General features: G+C 62.0%; 27 protein-coding genes. All 27 read left to right on the forward strand.

Annotated features, from left to right (window positions below; translation table 11 throughout):
• Positions 1 to 9 precede the first annotated feature (9 nt).
• The 27 genes from AEYBE204_RS40405 to AEYBE204_RS40580 all read left to right on the forward strand — a co-directional run bounded on the left by AEYBE204_RS40405 (position 10) and on the right by AEYBE204_RS40580 (position 13,410).
• A complete protein-coding gene (locus AEYBE204_RS40405; RefSeq protein ID WP_155908423.1) occupies positions 10 to 279 on the forward strand; it encodes a helix-turn-helix domain-containing protein in 270 nt (89 codons plus the stop codon).
• A 2-nt stretch (positions 280 to 281) separates the two neighbouring features.
• Positions 282 to 1,268 (forward strand): ParB N-terminal domain-containing protein, encoded by a 987-nt coding sequence (locus AEYBE204_RS39585; RefSeq protein WP_081724708.1) that lies wholly within the window; start codon positions 282 to 284, stop codon positions 1,266 to 1,268.
• A 91-nt stretch (positions 1,269 to 1,359) separates the two neighbouring features.
• Positions 1,360 to 1,860, forward strand: a complete 501-nt coding sequence (locus AEYBE204_RS33175; RefSeq protein WP_023462896.1) for a hypothetical protein — start codon at positions 1,360 to 1,362, stop codon at positions 1,858 to 1,860.
• The gene (locus AEYBE204_RS33180; RefSeq protein ID WP_023462897.1) at positions 1,860 to 2,264 is read left to right on the forward strand and encodes a hypothetical protein; all 405 of its coding nucleotides are present in this window, start codon (positions 1,860 to 1,862) and stop codon (positions 2,262 to 2,264) included. Before AEYBE204_RS33175 ends, AEYBE204_RS33180 begins: the two co-directional genes overlap by 1 nt.
• A complete protein-coding gene (locus AEYBE204_RS39590; RefSeq protein ID WP_023462898.1) occupies positions 2,257 to 2,754 on the forward strand; it encodes a hypothetical protein in 498 nt (165 codons plus the stop codon). Before AEYBE204_RS33180 ends, AEYBE204_RS39590 begins: the two co-directional genes overlap by 8 nt.
• On the forward strand, positions 2,751 to 3,077 hold the full coding sequence (locus AEYBE204_RS33190) for a hypothetical protein (RefSeq protein ID WP_023462899.1): 327 nt from the start codon (positions 2,751 to 2,753) through the stop codon (positions 3,075 to 3,077). Before AEYBE204_RS39590 ends, AEYBE204_RS33190 begins: the two co-directional genes overlap by 4 nt.
• Entirely contained in the window at positions 3,077 to 5,152 is a 2,076-nt protein-coding gene (locus AEYBE204_RS33195) for a transposase domain-containing protein (protein WP_023462900.1), read from the forward strand. Before AEYBE204_RS33190 ends, AEYBE204_RS33195 begins: the two co-directional genes overlap by 1 nt.
• A gap of 94 nt (positions 5,153 to 5,246) precedes the next feature.
• The gene (locus AEYBE204_RS33200; RefSeq protein ID WP_023462901.1) at positions 5,247 to 6,227 is read left to right on the forward strand and encodes an AAA family ATPase; all 981 of its coding nucleotides are present in this window, start codon (positions 5,247 to 5,249) and stop codon (positions 6,225 to 6,227) included.
• 2 nt (positions 6,228 to 6,229) lie between these two features.
• On the forward strand, positions 6,230 to 6,655 hold the full coding sequence (locus AEYBE204_RS33205) for a hypothetical protein (RefSeq protein WP_023462902.1): 426 nt from the start codon (positions 6,230 to 6,232) through the stop codon (positions 6,653 to 6,655).
• Positions 6,656 to 6,659: 4 nt separating this feature from the next.
• Positions 6,660 to 7,400 carry a DUF3164 family protein gene (locus AEYBE204_RS33210; RefSeq protein WP_023462903.1) on the forward strand — a complete coding sequence of 247 codons (741 nt, stop codon included), beginning with the start codon at positions 6,660 to 6,662 and terminating at the stop codon, positions 7,398 to 7,400.
• Positions 7,400 to 7,558, forward strand: a complete 159-nt coding sequence (locus tag AEYBE204_RS40410; protein ID WP_023462904.1) for a hypothetical protein — start codon at positions 7,400 to 7,402, stop codon at positions 7,556 to 7,558. Before AEYBE204_RS33210 ends, AEYBE204_RS40410 begins: the two co-directional genes overlap by 1 nt.
• Complete coding sequence (locus AEYBE204_RS33215) at positions 7,555 to 7,902, forward strand: hypothetical protein (protein ID WP_155908425.1); 348 nt, start codon at positions 7,555 to 7,557, stop codon at positions 7,900 to 7,902. Before AEYBE204_RS40410 ends, AEYBE204_RS33215 begins: the two co-directional genes overlap by 4 nt.
• Positions 7,899 to 8,210: a hypothetical protein gene (locus tag AEYBE204_RS33220; protein WP_155908427.1), complete on the forward strand. Its 312-nt coding sequence runs from the start codon at positions 7,899 to 7,901 to the stop codon at positions 8,208 to 8,210. Before AEYBE204_RS33215 ends, AEYBE204_RS33220 begins: the two co-directional genes overlap by 4 nt.
• 10 nt (positions 8,211 to 8,220) lie before the next feature.
• Positions 8,221 to 8,673 carry a hypothetical protein gene (locus AEYBE204_RS33225; protein ID WP_023462907.1) on the forward strand — a complete coding sequence of 151 codons (453 nt, stop codon included), beginning with the start codon at positions 8,221 to 8,223 and terminating at the stop codon, positions 8,671 to 8,673.
• Entirely contained in the window at positions 8,660 to 9,172 is a 513-nt protein-coding gene (locus AEYBE204_RS39595; protein ID WP_023462908.1) for a GcrA family cell cycle regulator, read from the forward strand. The genes AEYBE204_RS33225 and AEYBE204_RS39595 overlap by 14 nt, the downstream gene beginning before the upstream one ends.
• On the forward strand, positions 9,169 to 9,399 hold the full coding sequence (locus AEYBE204_RS33230; protein ID WP_023462909.1) for a hypothetical protein: 231 nt from the start codon (positions 9,169 to 9,171) through the stop codon (positions 9,397 to 9,399). Before AEYBE204_RS39595 ends, AEYBE204_RS33230 begins: the two co-directional genes overlap by 4 nt.
• Positions 9,396 to 10,022 (forward strand): regulatory protein GemA, encoded by a 627-nt coding sequence (locus AEYBE204_RS33235; protein WP_023462910.1) that lies wholly within the window; start codon positions 9,396 to 9,398, stop codon positions 10,020 to 10,022. The genes AEYBE204_RS33230 and AEYBE204_RS33235 overlap by 4 nt, the downstream gene beginning before the upstream one ends.
• 3 nt (positions 10,023 to 10,025) lie before the next feature.
• A complete protein-coding gene (locus AEYBE204_RS33240; RefSeq protein WP_023462911.1) occupies positions 10,026 to 10,289 on the forward strand; it encodes a hypothetical protein in 264 nt (87 codons plus the stop codon).
• Positions 10,286 to 10,678 carry a hypothetical protein gene (locus tag AEYBE204_RS33245; protein WP_023462912.1) on the forward strand — a complete coding sequence of 131 codons (393 nt, stop codon included), beginning with the start codon at positions 10,286 to 10,288 and terminating at the stop codon, positions 10,676 to 10,678. The genes AEYBE204_RS33240 and AEYBE204_RS33245 overlap by 4 nt, the downstream gene beginning before the upstream one ends.
• Positions 10,675 to 10,938, forward strand: a complete 264-nt coding sequence (locus AEYBE204_RS40415; RefSeq protein WP_155908429.1) for a hypothetical protein — start codon at positions 10,675 to 10,677, stop codon at positions 10,936 to 10,938. The genes AEYBE204_RS33245 and AEYBE204_RS40415 overlap by 4 nt, the downstream gene beginning before the upstream one ends.
• A 42-nt stretch (positions 10,939 to 10,980) precedes the next feature.
• Positions 10,981 to 11,610 (forward strand): glycoside hydrolase family 108 protein, encoded by a 630-nt coding sequence (locus AEYBE204_RS0120505; protein WP_023462914.1) that lies wholly within the window; start codon positions 10,981 to 10,983, stop codon positions 11,608 to 11,610.
• Positions 11,603 to 11,830, forward strand: a complete 228-nt coding sequence (locus AEYBE204_RS33250; RefSeq protein WP_023462915.1) for a hypothetical protein — start codon at positions 11,603 to 11,605, stop codon at positions 11,828 to 11,830. Before AEYBE204_RS0120505 ends, AEYBE204_RS33250 begins: the two co-directional genes overlap by 8 nt.
• Positions 11,827 to 12,333 (forward strand): hypothetical protein, encoded by a 507-nt coding sequence (locus tag AEYBE204_RS33255; protein ID WP_023462916.1) that lies wholly within the window; start codon positions 11,827 to 11,829, stop codon positions 12,331 to 12,333. Before AEYBE204_RS33250 ends, AEYBE204_RS33255 begins: the two co-directional genes overlap by 4 nt.
• The gene (locus AEYBE204_RS40420) at positions 12,311 to 12,535 is read left to right on the forward strand and encodes a hypothetical protein (RefSeq protein WP_155908431.1); all 225 of its coding nucleotides are present in this window, start codon (positions 12,311 to 12,313) and stop codon (positions 12,533 to 12,535) included. The genes AEYBE204_RS33255 and AEYBE204_RS40420 overlap by 23 nt, the downstream gene beginning before the upstream one ends.
• Positions 12,528 to 12,767: a TraR/DksA C4-type zinc finger protein gene (locus tag AEYBE204_RS33260; RefSeq protein WP_023462918.1), complete on the forward strand. Its 240-nt coding sequence runs from the start codon at positions 12,528 to 12,530 to the stop codon at positions 12,765 to 12,767. Before AEYBE204_RS40420 ends, AEYBE204_RS33260 begins: the two co-directional genes overlap by 8 nt.
• Entirely contained in the window at positions 12,767 to 13,108 is a 342-nt protein-coding gene (locus AEYBE204_RS33265; protein WP_023462919.1) for a hypothetical protein, read from the forward strand. The genes AEYBE204_RS33260 and AEYBE204_RS33265 overlap by 1 nt, the downstream gene beginning before the upstream one ends.
• Entirely contained in the window at positions 13,105 to 13,410 is a 306-nt protein-coding gene (locus AEYBE204_RS40580; protein WP_023462920.1) for a hypothetical protein, read from the forward strand. The genes AEYBE204_RS33265 and AEYBE204_RS40580 overlap by 4 nt, the downstream gene beginning before the upstream one ends.
• Positions 13,411 to 13,412: the final 2 nt, after the last annotated feature.

Here is a 13,412-nt window from a genome sequence, read left to right on the forward strand (position 1 = left end):
TCGGAATTTATGGCCAAGAGAAAATTACATCCCGAAGAAGTTAAAGCGCGTCTGCGAATTAACCACGGCTCCATGACGGCGTTTGAAGAAGCGAACGGGCTGAACCGTGGCGCCACTAACGATGCTCTCCGTGGAAAATCCAAATCCACGCTCAAGGTTATCGCACAAAGCCTCGGCATTTCCGAAACTTCGATCAAAGCCGGTCCGAAACCCGGGACTTGCGAAAAGTCTATATCCGATTTTTCGGAAAATCACTGTCTAAATGATGGGGCGAAATAGACATGGCCGCAGTTGTTGCAAAAGTGGCCGAGAGCGCCTCCCCGAACATGGTCGCCGAGACCGTCAATATCGAATGGCACGTCGCCCTGGACGATATCGACGATGGCGAGCGAATGCGCCCGATCGACGCGGCTTATGCTGAGGCAATTGCCGCCAGCTTCATGAAGATCGGTCAGCTCACAGCGATCGACATCTGCCAGTTGCCGAACCTCGGCAGCGGCAGGCCGTTCAAGCTTGTTTACGGTGGTCACCGTCTGGCGGCGGCTCGCATGTGTGGGTGGTCCACGATCCGCGTGAAGATCGGCTCCAATGAGGTCGCTGCGCGGAAGGACCGTGAAATCCACGAGAACTTCTTCCGCAACGAACTGTCGCCGATCGACAAAGCGATCTTTGTCGCCGAGATGTTACAGGCCGAGCGCGTGGCGCGGGGCATCGCTGACGGCAAAGATGGTCGAGCGCTTAACGGTGACTATCGTTCCCAGAAATTCGATAAAAAACAGATCGATAACGATGTGCGCAATTTGCGCGAATCGTTCGGAGGTCTTCAAGAAGTAGTTGCCGCTCGTTTGGGATGGAACCGGCAGGAAGTTGGTCGCCAGTTGGCGCTGGCTGCGATCAAGCCCTCCTATGTCGAGAAGCTGCGGCAGTCGGCCATAGCCAACAACGCTTCACAGCTTAGAGCGTTCGCCAAGCTGGATGACGACAGGCAGTTCCTCTGCGCCGGGCAACTCAAAGCGGGCAAGGCGACCACAGTCGCAGGGGCTTTGGCCATCGTCGATAAGAAGGCGGTCGAGCCCAAAGAGGTCAAACAGGTCGCCAGTGCGCACAGCATGTTCTCGCGCCTGAGCCCGGCTCAGAAGGCTGAGTTCCTGCGACTGATCCAGCCCGATCTGCCGAAGGGTTGGGAGGTCCGCGAGGTCAAGCCGCGCGAGACCTATCCGACCGTCAGCGATGTGGTCGCCGCTGCCAAGAAGGTCGGTGACCAATGACCTGGCTTGCCCCGAAATCCGACAAAGACGCCGTCGCGCAGATGATTATCGGTGCGCTGATGCTGGTCGCCCTGCTGATTGAGGTGCTGGTATGAGCAGGGTAAACCCGGAAACCGGCGCGCGGATCGCTAGAATGCGAAAGGCTGGCCATACCCTTAAGGCTATTTCCATAGAGTTCGACCTCCCTTTAGGGACCGTCAGCTACTGGTCGAAGCCAAGGACCAATACGCGCCGTAAGGTGACCCCCGACATCGCTCAGCGTATCGTTTCGCTGCGCGAGGAAGGTTGGAAACTGGACGCTATCGCCGCCGAGGTGGGCTTGAAGCAAAGCACCGTCAATTGGTGGTGTACGCGCGAGGGCGCTATCTCTGCCCGCACCCGGCGTATCCAGACCGTTGGTCGAGACTACGTTCGGAACGGTCGTGTCGTTCGGGCGTTTACCCCTGAGGAAGACGCGCGGCTTCAGCAACTCAGCATTCAAGGGCTACGTATTTCAGAAATCGCGCGGGCACTTGGGCGTGGCACAAATAGTGTTCAGGGTCGTTTGAACGCACTGGCGCTGTACGACGCGCTTCGCGAAGGCGGTGCGTGATGGTCGCCTATAATTTCAAGGCCCGGTTTGTGCCACTGATCGAAGCGCGCACCAAGACCCAGACCATCCGTAATGCCCGTCGTCGTAACTCGCGCGTGGGCGACAGCCTCCAATTTTTCCACGGGTCGCGTTTCAAGCCGATACGGCTTGGGGCGGCGCAGTGCGTGGATAGCGGGCCGGTGCATCTGTTCTTCGACGACGCGTGGATCAAGCTCAGGCTGAGCGGCGGTACCCGCATCATCAGCTCGGTGGAAGGTCTGGATGCCTTTGCGGTTGCCGATGGGTTCGGGGACTGGGCGGACCTGCGCCAGTTCTGGCGCGAGACGCACGGTGACTGGAGCCGCTTCGAAGGCTGGATCACGATGTGGGGCGAAACGTTCGTGCCGGTGGTGCCGCATGTCTAAGACTGGCAACGGTAAGCGCCGGAAATCGTTCAATCCTGAGCAGCTCGGCTTCACGTTCGACGCGCCGGAGACCGGCTATACGTCGGATGGTGCGCTGCGCGGGCTTGACCGGGTTGTGGCCGACGCGGTCGGTTTGATCCTGGTCGATGCCGCCAAGGAAGGCGACAGCCGGTGGGATATCGCAACGGCGATGAGCCGCGTCCTCGATGGCGACGACGTCACGAAGTCGATGCTCGATGCCTACGCCGCCCCGGCCAAGGACACCTACAATATCAGCTTCCATCGCTTCCTCGTGCTGGTCGCGGTCACGGGCCGTTACGACGTCCTGCGGATGCTGACGGCTAAGATCGGGGCCACGGTACTGGTCGGCGAAGAGGCTCATACGGCGCATCTGGGGCACCTGATCCGGCAGGAAGAAATCAACAAAAAGAAGATCAAGGCCCTGAAGCAAGAGGCCCCTCTGATCGGTCTGATCGGCGGTGGCAAATGAGGCAGACCGTCAACCGCGACTCCCGCCGCGTCCTCGTCGAAGACCAGTGGTTCGACCTGATCGTCACGATGGACGATGTCGGCTCGGTACTGACGCTCCAGCTGATCGGCGGCGGCAACGACCTGATGACCAAAGACCTGCTGACGGCGGCGGCGAAGGCCCTGCTGAAGCACGTCATGCTCGGCGCCATGAACGGCCTGTCCCCGCGCGATATCGCGGAGCGGACGGCCTGCGCCGATCAGCCATTCATGACGGCCATTGCCGACATGCAGGATGCCGTTCTCGCGGCCAAGCTTTCGACCTACGGGAGGCGCGTTCAGTAATGGCGTACTGCGGGGAGACGGGGGTCTCACAGAAAATCTGGTACGGGCCTTCGGAGCTGGCGGCGCTGGCGCTGCCCGGCCTGCCGGTCGAGCGGTCGCGGATGGCGCACTACGCCCGGGAAAGTGGCTGGGGCGATCGTCACGACGCCGCCGGTAACCCGCTCAGCCGGGCGCGCGCCGGGCGCGGTGGCGGGGTGGAGTACCACGTCTCGCTGTTGCCGATCTCGACGCGGCTGGAGCTGATCGCGCGCGGCCTGTTAGGGGCCGATTACGCGCCGGTTAGCGAGCCCTTAGAGACGCCCAAGGCCGCCAACGATCAGGATTCGGGCTGGGGCTGGTTTGATGCTCAGACCCAAAAGGTCAAGGATGAAGCCGCTCGCCGTCTCAAGGTCATTCAGGCCGTCGAGCAGCTGCTGGAGGCGGGCCTGAAGAAGGACGCTGCGGTGGCGCGGGTCGCGCAGGCAACGACCTTTATCAAGGCTTCTAAGGCGTCGATCTACAACTGGTTTACCCTGATCAACGGGGTGAAGCCCGCCGATCGGCTGCCCGCGATCGCGGCACGGCGTAAGGGCGGCGGCGCTCAGGTCGATATCGACCCCGCCGCGTTTAAGTTCTTCTGCTCTTGGGTGCTGCGCAACGCCAAGTCCGGCTTCGCCGAAGCCTATCGCGAGACCGTCGATTATGCGTCAGAGAACGGATTACCTGAGCTGCCGCCGATCAAGACCGTAGTGCGGCGCTACGAAAAAGAAGTGCCGGTCGAAGTCCGTATCGCCAAGCGCGACGGCATGGCCGAGGCGATGAAGTCGCTGCCGCCCCAGAAACGCACGGTGGCGGGGATGTCAGCGATGGAGCTGATCGTCGTCGATGGCCACAAGTGGGACGTCATGGTGCGGTTCCCCGCCGCCAACGGCCTGCCGGAATGGGTCGGTCGCCCGACCTCGGTCGTTCTTCAGGACGCCTATAGCCGCCGCATCATGGCCTGCCGCACGGGTCGCTCCGAGACCTCGGAGCTCACGCAGATGGCCTTCGCCGATCTTCTGGAACTGCACGGTATTCCGGCAGCGGTGCTGATGGATAACGGTCGGGCCTTCGCGTCGAAGATGATCTCAGGCGGTGTCAAGAATCGATATCGCGGCAAGGTGCTGCCCACCGATCCTTGCGGGCTGCTGACCTCGCTTGGCATCCGCATCCACTGGGCGACGCCGGGACACGGTCAGGCCAAGCCGATCGAGCGCGCCTTCCGGGATCTCGAAGAGAAGGTCGGGCGTCATCCGATCTGCGAAGGGGCCTATACGGGCAACCACATCGACCGCAAGCCGGAGAACTGGGGCAAGGCGGTGGTGGACCTCGAAGTCTTCGAGGAGCTGCTGGTCGCACAGATCGCCAAGCACAACGCGCAGACCGGCCGCACGGCTGAAATGTCGCGCAAGAACGGCGGTCAAAGCTTCGACGCGGTGTTCGCTGCGTCGATCGATGCCGGGGCCGTTGTCGGCAAGGCTACGCCGGAGCAACTGGCGATGGCGCTGCTGGTGGCCGAGCAGGTCAAAGCCGACAAGAACAACGGCGCGGTCGAACTGTTCGGCAACCGGTTCTGGTCCGACGACCTTATTGCGCACAAGGGTGAGCGCCTGACGTTGCGCTTCGATCCGGACGACGTGCTCAAAGACATCCGTGTCTATACACAGGCCGGTCAGTTTATCGCCAAGGTGCCGGTGATCGCCGCCGTCGGCTTCCTCGATCGGGAGGGTGCCCAGCGTCAGGCGCGTCTGGTTTCCGACCACCGCAAGAAGCTCAAGGCGATGATCGCGGCGATGGAGTTGCTCAGCGCGCATGAGCTGGCGAACATGGCCCCCATCAAGACGCCTGAAAAAGCCCCGAAGCGCGAGCCGAAGGTCATTCGCCCTGTTCGCCACCGCCATACCTCGGTGGCCGTCCAGCTGGTCGAAGTCGCCCCCGCCAACGACGCTCCCGAACACGATTACGAGGCGCTCTTCGCCGCCGCCGTCGAGCGGGCCACCGAGACCGGGCGTCCAAATTTCCAAGTTTTCGAAGGGGGATTGTCTTCTTCGGATTAACCGACCGGCGCGGATTGCCGTCCGCGCCGGTCGTCAGAAGGCCGATCAACGGCCTCCACGAACCACAGTTACAGCAGTTACAGGAGCTTATTAGATGAGTTTTGACGATATCAACAAGCCGGAAAACGCCAAGGCGATCGACGCCGAGCGTTACGCCGCGCTCCGCAGCAAGGCCGAGGCCCATGTCGGCAAGGAAGTTGCGGCCTATGCCAAGCTAATGGACCTTGGCGAAAGCACTCTGCGCGACTGGATCAAGGGCACGTACCTCGGCAATTACGACAAGACCGCCGCCAAGGTCGAGACCTACTTCCGGACGCTCGAGGACAAGGCGACCTTCATGCAGGTGGCGAAGCCCGCCTTCATGAAGAACACAGTGTCCAGCCGGATTCACACGCAACTGGCGTGGGCTCACGCCGGGCACATGACCACGGTCGCCGGCGACAGCGGCGTCGGCAAGACGTCTGCCCTGGTCAACTACGCCGAAACCCGCACGAACGTCTGGATCGTCACCGGCTCAGACGCACTTTCGACCACGCTGGCGATCCTCAAGCGCCTGGTCACGCTCATGCGCCTGCCTGTGCGAACCTATGGCGTCGGCCTCGACAACATGACGATCGCGATCCGCGACTACGTGAAGCACAAGGGTGCGCTGATCATCGTCGATGAAATCCAGTTCCTAAAGGACGGGGCGATCGAAGAGCTGCGCGCTATCCATGACGAAACCGGCGTCGGTATCGCCCTAGTCGGGCAACGCGATGTCATCGCCGGTGGTGCGGGGGCGATCAAGGGCGCCCAATTGCGCCGCCGCACGGCCTCGCGCGTGACGATCGATGTGCCGGACACCGCCGACGTGAACGCGCTGCTGGATGCGTGGGGTGTCACCGACTCGGCCATGCGCAGCTTTATGGCCGAGATCGGCTTGATGCCGGGGCTCGGCGCGCTCGGCGCCATGACCACGGTGCTGGAGTACGCCTCCATGATGGCGAGGCAAGCCGAGCAGCCGCTCAATATCGGTTTCATTCAACACGCGGCCGCGCACCACGGCCTTCTCGTCCAGCTCAAGCGGAAGAAATAGTCATGACCAAGCCTTACAAACCTTCGGACAAGGTCCGCACCGTCGCGGACTGGATCGAACAGGCCGCCATTTCTGGCCAGCCTGTCACCGCCCTTCAGCTGCGCACGTGGGTCGTTGCCCTGCGCGTCCCGGCTATGGGGTTGGAGATGGTCGAGCGCGTCCTTGAGCGCGCGCCCGGCGTCGAAATGACAGGCGCCGCGCGCTACTCGGCTGACGATGCCGAGCGGCTCTACCGCAACGCCAGCAATCTGACCGAACGCCTCGCCGTCGCGGCCATTAACGCCAACAACGAGCCGGTGCCGGTCGACGTGATCAATGCCGCTGCGCACGGCCTCTTCGACGTGCTGGACGCCCTGACCTATGGGGTGCGCCGCCCCGATTTTCCCGGCGAACTTCCCCCCGTAACCCACACTGAAATCGGAGCTTAAGACCATGAACGACCATACCGACAAGAACGTCTTCGAGCGCGCCGCCGAAGAGTTCGACCGCCACAATGCCGAGCTGGCGGCGGTCAACGACGTGCTCGCCGAGGCCGGGCTGGATGAGGGTATCGAGACCATCGGCGGCGTAGCCTATATGCGGGACACCAAGGGCCGTCTGGTCCCGGTGGAACAGGTCCGCCCGATCGACAAGCTGATCGACCAGACCGTGCGCAAGATCGTCGGGTATGCCGAACCGCTCTCGGCTCAGATTGCCCGGTTTCGCGAGCACTCCTTCGACGACGTCGATAGCCTGCTGGGGATTGTCGCCGAGCAGTATGGCGTCGCGCTCGGCGGCTCGAAGGGCAATCGCACACTGACCACGGTCGATGGCCTGATGCAGGTCAAGGTCGCGATCGCCGATCGCATCACGTTCGGCCCTGAGCTGGAGGCCGCAAAGGCGCTGGTTGACGAGTGCCTGCGCGAATGGACCGACGGTGCGCGGGCCGAGCTTCGCACGCTGGTCGATCGCGCCTTTCAGGTCGATAAGGAAGGCAAGATCAACCAGGGCGAACTCCTCAGCCTGCGGCGACTGAACATCGACGATCCGCGCTGGAAGAAGGCTATGGTCGCCATCGACGACTCGATACGGATCATCGGCTCGAAGCGCTATGTTCGCGTCTACCGCCGCGCCAACCTCAACCAGGACTTCCAGCAGATCGTTCTCGATCCAGCTGGGGCGCGTGCCGCCTGATGCGCAAGGCCCGTCAATATGTCCGCTCGACCGGCCCCGGCACCTTTGAGGTGTGCCGGGCGCCGCGTCGTCTCATTCACCAGCCGCTGTTCTGGGTCGCCGTCGTCATGATCGTCGGGAGTGCGCTGGGCTTGGCGCGCTTTCAGGGGTGGCTGTGATGGTCCAACCAGGAAAAGAACTGGCTCATCACCTGCTTCTGCGCACCATGAGCCTGCACGCGGCGCTTCCCTACGTCCTGACGACAGCGCAATTTCAAGCGCTGTTCTGGTTATCTGAAGCAGTCAATGAGGAGCAGACTGCCAATCTGGGAGCCACCCATTGGGCGAACGTTTCAGATTGCCACCGCCTGCTCGAAAAAGAATGGAAGCGCCGTCAGCAGTCGTTCATTGACCTGTTGCGCGGCAGCGGCTTTGCGGTCTCGGACACGCCTGTCGAAGGCGAGATCATGAGCCGCAACCTGCGCGCAGAACTGGCGTCCACGCCTCTGGCGGTGCGAACGTGAGGCGCGCGCTTGACTGGAGCAAAGCTCAATCGGTGGCCATCCTCGTTCTGGTGGTTCTCTTCTGGATCGTCGTAGCGTGGTTTCTGTTTGAAGCCATCTGGCCGAGCCGGGCATCGTGGCGGTCGGTCTGCGATGCCGGTTACTGGCACACGCAGTATGTGCCGGTGACCACCTGCACGAACGGCAACTGCTCGACGCGGACGGAATCGCACAGCGACTATGTCTGCACCCGCTCGCATTGGACCTGCGTGAAGGGCCGTGACGGCTCGACCCGCTGCGCCGATCCGCGCCCCGGCACCGACTACTGAGGGGAATGACATGAAACCCTCCGTCGCACTCGCTCAAATGCTGACCGAAGAGGCCCTATCGGACCTGCCCCCGAAAGTCGGCAACCAAACCCGCGCCCGGCAGAAGTGGCTGGCCGTCTGGGTGATGAAGGCTTTGTGCCCGCACCTCAGCAAGCCCGCGCTTGCTGAGGCCTTCGGATATGCCGACCGCCGTTCGGTTCAGGTTGCCATCGACTTCGCCACGCGCTGCCGCGAACAACTTCCCTCAGTTCGTGACCTTACAGACCAGATGATCAGAAACGCGCGCCATTTGGGTGCAGCGACCCTTATCGATGCGGTCAACCGCAAAACTCTCCCGGCCCATACGCCCGATCTGAGCGCGCTGGTAGCGCAGCTCGAACGGCAATTGACCGCCGCGCAATCGACCTTCACCCAAATCCGCAACCTGCTTTCGACCGGAGGTAATGGCGATGTCTACGAGTAATCTCGGCTGGATCGACGAACGCATCGAGCAGCTGAAGACGTTGGTCGCCGAGGGGCATTCGGCGTCGCAGATCGCCAAGATCATGGGCGGCGTGACGCGCAATGCCGTGATCGGCAAGGCCACGCGCATGGGCCTCCAGTTGAAGGGCTGCAAGCTTCCGGTCGAGAAAGTCAACCGCAACAGCCACCCTTGGCGTGAACCACGCACCCGTAAGGTCGCTGTCAAGGCGGATACGGCCAAGGCGGCTCCGGTCGTAAAGGTTCCTGAAAAGGTGTCTCTCACTCAGGCGCTGCGTAAGCGTCTCGCTGAGACCGCCTTTGGCATTGATCAGGTAGACGGCTGTCAGTGGCCGGTCGGTCGACTCTATTCCGCGCACCGGCTGTGTGGCGGCGGCAAGGCCTACCGCTCCAGCTACTGCACCGCGCATCATCGTCTGGCCTATGGCGTCGAACCGCGTCAGCGCTTGGCCCTGACCTATCAGCCGGGAGCGTCGGCATGAAATACGGACGCATCAAGCACGGCAAGACGATCCGACGTCCGTGGTCTCCGGAGGCAAGGCTGTTCTTCGAGGCCGAAGGGCTTCTTAAGCCTGAGGACGGCGAAGAGCCCAAAACCTACACCGTCACCGTCAACAAGCTGACCCTGACCTATCGCGCTCATTACGTGCGCAACCGCTGCAAGTTCAGCTCGATTATCAGAGTCGATAAGAGGTTTCCACCGCTATGAGCAAGGCCTTACAAACCCTCCAGATCGCCAAGCGCCAGATCGGGCTTCACGACGACGACTATCGCGGAATCCTTGAGCGGACGGTCGGCGTCCGGTCTTCCAAAGGCCTGACCGACGCGCAGATCGGCAAAGTGCTGGACGTGCTGAAGCGCGAGCACGGCTGGACCCCAACGGTTATCCAGGGCGGCAAGAAAGCAGGATCGAAGGGCAAGGCGCGCCCGGTCGCCGAGCATCCGACGGCGAAGAAGGCCCGCGCGCTGTGGATTTCACTGTGGCAGCTCGGCGTCGTCCGCGATCGTTCGGAAAAGGCGCTTGAGGCCTTCGCAAAGAAGCAGCTCAAGGTCGAGACGATGATCTGGGCGGACCAGCAACAGATGTACAAGCTGATCGAGGCGCTGAAGGCGATGGCTGAGCGCGCCGGTTGGTCGCAAGTCTTTCTCAATACCGGTATCTGGAAAGACCCGAAGGCGCGCACCGATGCGCTGGTTTCCCGCCTTTATGAGGCGCAGTTGAAAAAGCTCGGACGGGACAAGCCTGCCGCCTACTACACGTGGAACCGTCCGAGTGATCTTTATGCGAAGATCGACGAACTGGCCGCCGATATTCACGGTCTGGAGGCCTGAACAATGTCTCACGCCTCCCGCATTGCCGATGCCGACGCCCGCCGCGAGCAGGAAGAGGCCCGCCGTGACCTCATGGCGGAGATCGAGGACGCGCGGGCGGCGGTGGTGCAGGCCTCGGCAGACCACGCTAAGGCACAGCGCGAGGTGCGCCGCGCGCCTCCGGGCAGGAAAACCGAACGCATTAAAGCGCTCTTAAAGGCCAACGAAGCGCGCCTTAAGGCCGAGGGGCATTTTGGGCGCCTGATGCGCCGGGCAGGTTTGAAATGATCCGAACGATTAAGGCCGACACGAAAGAGCTGATCCCCGCAGATGACGGTCTGCTAGCCGAAGTGCGCGAGGTCATAGGCGATGCCGCCTATGGCCTTCTGCTGTCCGAGCTTGGGGGCAAGCGGCTCTATGTACCGAAGTCGGCCGGACAACATACGGTCATCACCGCTGCGATCGGGGCGGAAGCGTCGGCGGCGCTGTCGCAGCGCTTCGGCGGCGAGTCGCTGACCCTTCCGGCGTCGGCCCGTAAGCAAGGCCTGATCCTCGGTGATGTGGCGGCGGGCATGACCACTATTGACGTGGCGCGTAAGTATTATATTTCTGATCGCTATGTGCGCTATCTGAAGGCGCGCACCGTCCAAGCCGATGATCAGATGAGGCTGCTGTGAACGATCTCGACCAAAACATTTGGTTTGTAATGGAGAACGAAGGTGACGACCTATACCTCTTCCTTGCAGAAGAGGACTGGACTGCACTTCGTTGGGATCGTGTGAAATATGGGGACGAGCGTATGGGGTGTGCGGCTGCATTCAAATCGAGAGCCTTAGAAATACTTCCCCGCGACCGGGCTCATGATTTTGTGTCGGGCAGCATCTATCCTGACCAAGTCGTACTTGGCCGTGTAGGTGATCCGCTCCCCCGGAAATAGTTCCGCCTGATTTAGAGTGCCGCGCCCGCGCAAAGTGGGCATATGGACACCGCCCCGAATATCTCAAATTTCAATAAGCCGATGTATCCGGTCGGTGGCCGTTTTGCGCGGCTGGCTAAGGACGTCCTCGGTATCGAGGGCGGTCACGCCAACCACGCTGCCGACAAGGGCGGCGAGACCAATTACGGTATTAGCCTTCGCTTCCTGAAGCTGGAAGGCAAGATCGACCTGAACAGCGACGGCTTCGCCGACTTCGATCTCGACTTCGACGGCGATATCGACGGGGCGGATATTCGCCTTCTGACGCCGGTTCAAGCGGGCAACCTCTTCTATCGCTGTTTCTGGAATCGCGCGGAGATGGCTGATCTTCCGCAGCCGATCGACGGCGCCGTGCTGGACCAAGCGGTCAACGGCGGCATCGTCGCCTCTGTCAAGATGCTTCAAAAGGCGCTGAACCGGCTGGTGATCGGGGCCGATCTGGTCGTTGACGGCAATCTGGGGCCGAAGACCAAGCAGCGCGTCCTCGCGGCAAAGCCGCAGATGAACCGGCTGATCTTCAATTATCGTCAGGAAGCCGAGGCCCGTTACAACGAGCTCGTCCGTCTCGACTCGACGCAGGTCGTCTTTCTCGACGGCTGGGTCAAGCGCGCCCGGAGGCTTGGCCATGTTTAAGGGCGAAACTATGGGCGCCCGCACGGCGTTCATCGCGGTAATCGTTGTCGGGATTGCCATTCAGGTGATCGTCAATCCGATCGCGGTCATGTTCGGCGTCCCGGTCCATAGCCTGTCGCTGCTCGATCTGGTCGCACTTTCGACGCCCGTCACGGTCTACATCTTTGCGAAATCCTATGAAAAGCACATCGCCGCCCGGGCGCAAGGCGGTGACCAGTGACGACACAGGGTCATATCATCAAGGTGCTTCTGCTCACGCTCGCGGTCGGTGGTTTGCTGGCCGTCGGCCAGTGCGCCGATCTTCAGGCTGCGAAAAAGGGTCTCGCCGCTCGCGATGCCTGCACCGCCGCTCTGGTCTACGGGCAGCCCGCCCCGACCGACAAGAAAACCTGTCATCCGGTGCTGGTCACTTTGGTTGATCGGGCGCGTGCCGCCGACGCCTGTGACGACGCCCTTACCGGTGGTCCCGATTCAGTCTCCATCCACTGCACCGGGATCGTCCAGCAAGTGGTGATCGAGCGCAAGGTTGCGCTGGATGACCTCGCGCGCCTTCAGGCCGATCAGGCCGCCGCCATAACCCGCGCTGAGACGCGGGCTCGTAACTCCGAACAACGAAAGACCCGGAATGCCCGTATCATTCAGACTGCGCCTCGCGACGGCGATGGGCTTATTGTGTGTGACGCTCGGTGCCTGCGCGACCGTGCCCAAGCCGGTCCCGACTGAGCCGGTCATCAAAGAGCGCATCGTCACGGTTACGGCCTGCCCCCCAGAGGTGCAGGCCGAACTGCCTAATGCGCCGGTCGTTCCGGACGCGGCGGTGATCAAGGGCAATCTGGCCGGTCAGGACTGGCTGACGGCGGTGCTTGATTACGCGGCTGGGCTCCGCGATCGCCTGAGCGGCGCGCAGGAGGCCTGCCGTGGCTGATATCGACGACATGGACGCCGCTCAGGCTAAGGGCGAGCAGCTGAACAGTGAGGCCGTCGCGGCGCAACTGGCGGGCATCCGTGTAGCGGCTGCGATGCCCGGCACCGACGATTGTGTCGGCTGCGGTTCTGAGATCGAGGAGGCCCGTCGCCGAGCGCAGCCGTCGGCGCGCCGCTGCCTGATCTGTCAGCAAGCCGCCGAGCGTCGCGGCCATCTTGGACGGGGGGCGTAATGTCACAAGCGTTTCTTATCTTCTTCGCGACGGCATCGCTGATCTGTTCGTTGGCGGCTTTAGGCGTTGCCTTCGCGACATTCATGCGCGCGGGCCGCTGGAAGGATACCGACGACGGCAAGAGCGTCGCTGCAAAATTCAGCGACCATGACCGGCGTCTGGCTGAAATCGCGGCCGAGCAAAAAAGCTTGGCCACAAAGGCCGACATCTCCCGTCTGAAAGCAGAAGTCGAGGGTCTGGAAAAGATCGTCAACATTCGTGCGTCGGAAGGTATCCGCGCGACCGAGAACGTCGATGCCGCCGTCAACCGCCTTGAAACCTACCTAAGAGGTGGAAAATGATTCCCTTCGCTGAATACGAAAAGCAAAACATTCGTCTCTGCATCCTGCGCGTCCTGACCGAGGCGTCGAACAAGACCGCTAACCAGTCTGTCATTCAGATCGGCTTGCGTAGCCACTCCGGCGTCCGCGCCTCTCGGGAAGAGATCGTCGGCTATCTCGACTGGCTGCATCAACGCGGTCTGGTCGAACGCGAAGAACTGAGCACCAGCGTCGTCATGGCCACACTTACGGCCTATGGCGAGGACGTTGCCAGAGGGTTCGCGACGGCGACGGGCGTCGAAAGCCCGACGAAGAAGGGCTGATT

It is taken from the genome of Asticcacaulis sp. YBE204 (assembly GCF_000495855.1).
Taxonomy (GTDB): domain Bacteria; phylum Pseudomonadota; class Alphaproteobacteria; order Caulobacterales; family Caulobacteraceae; genus Asticcacaulis.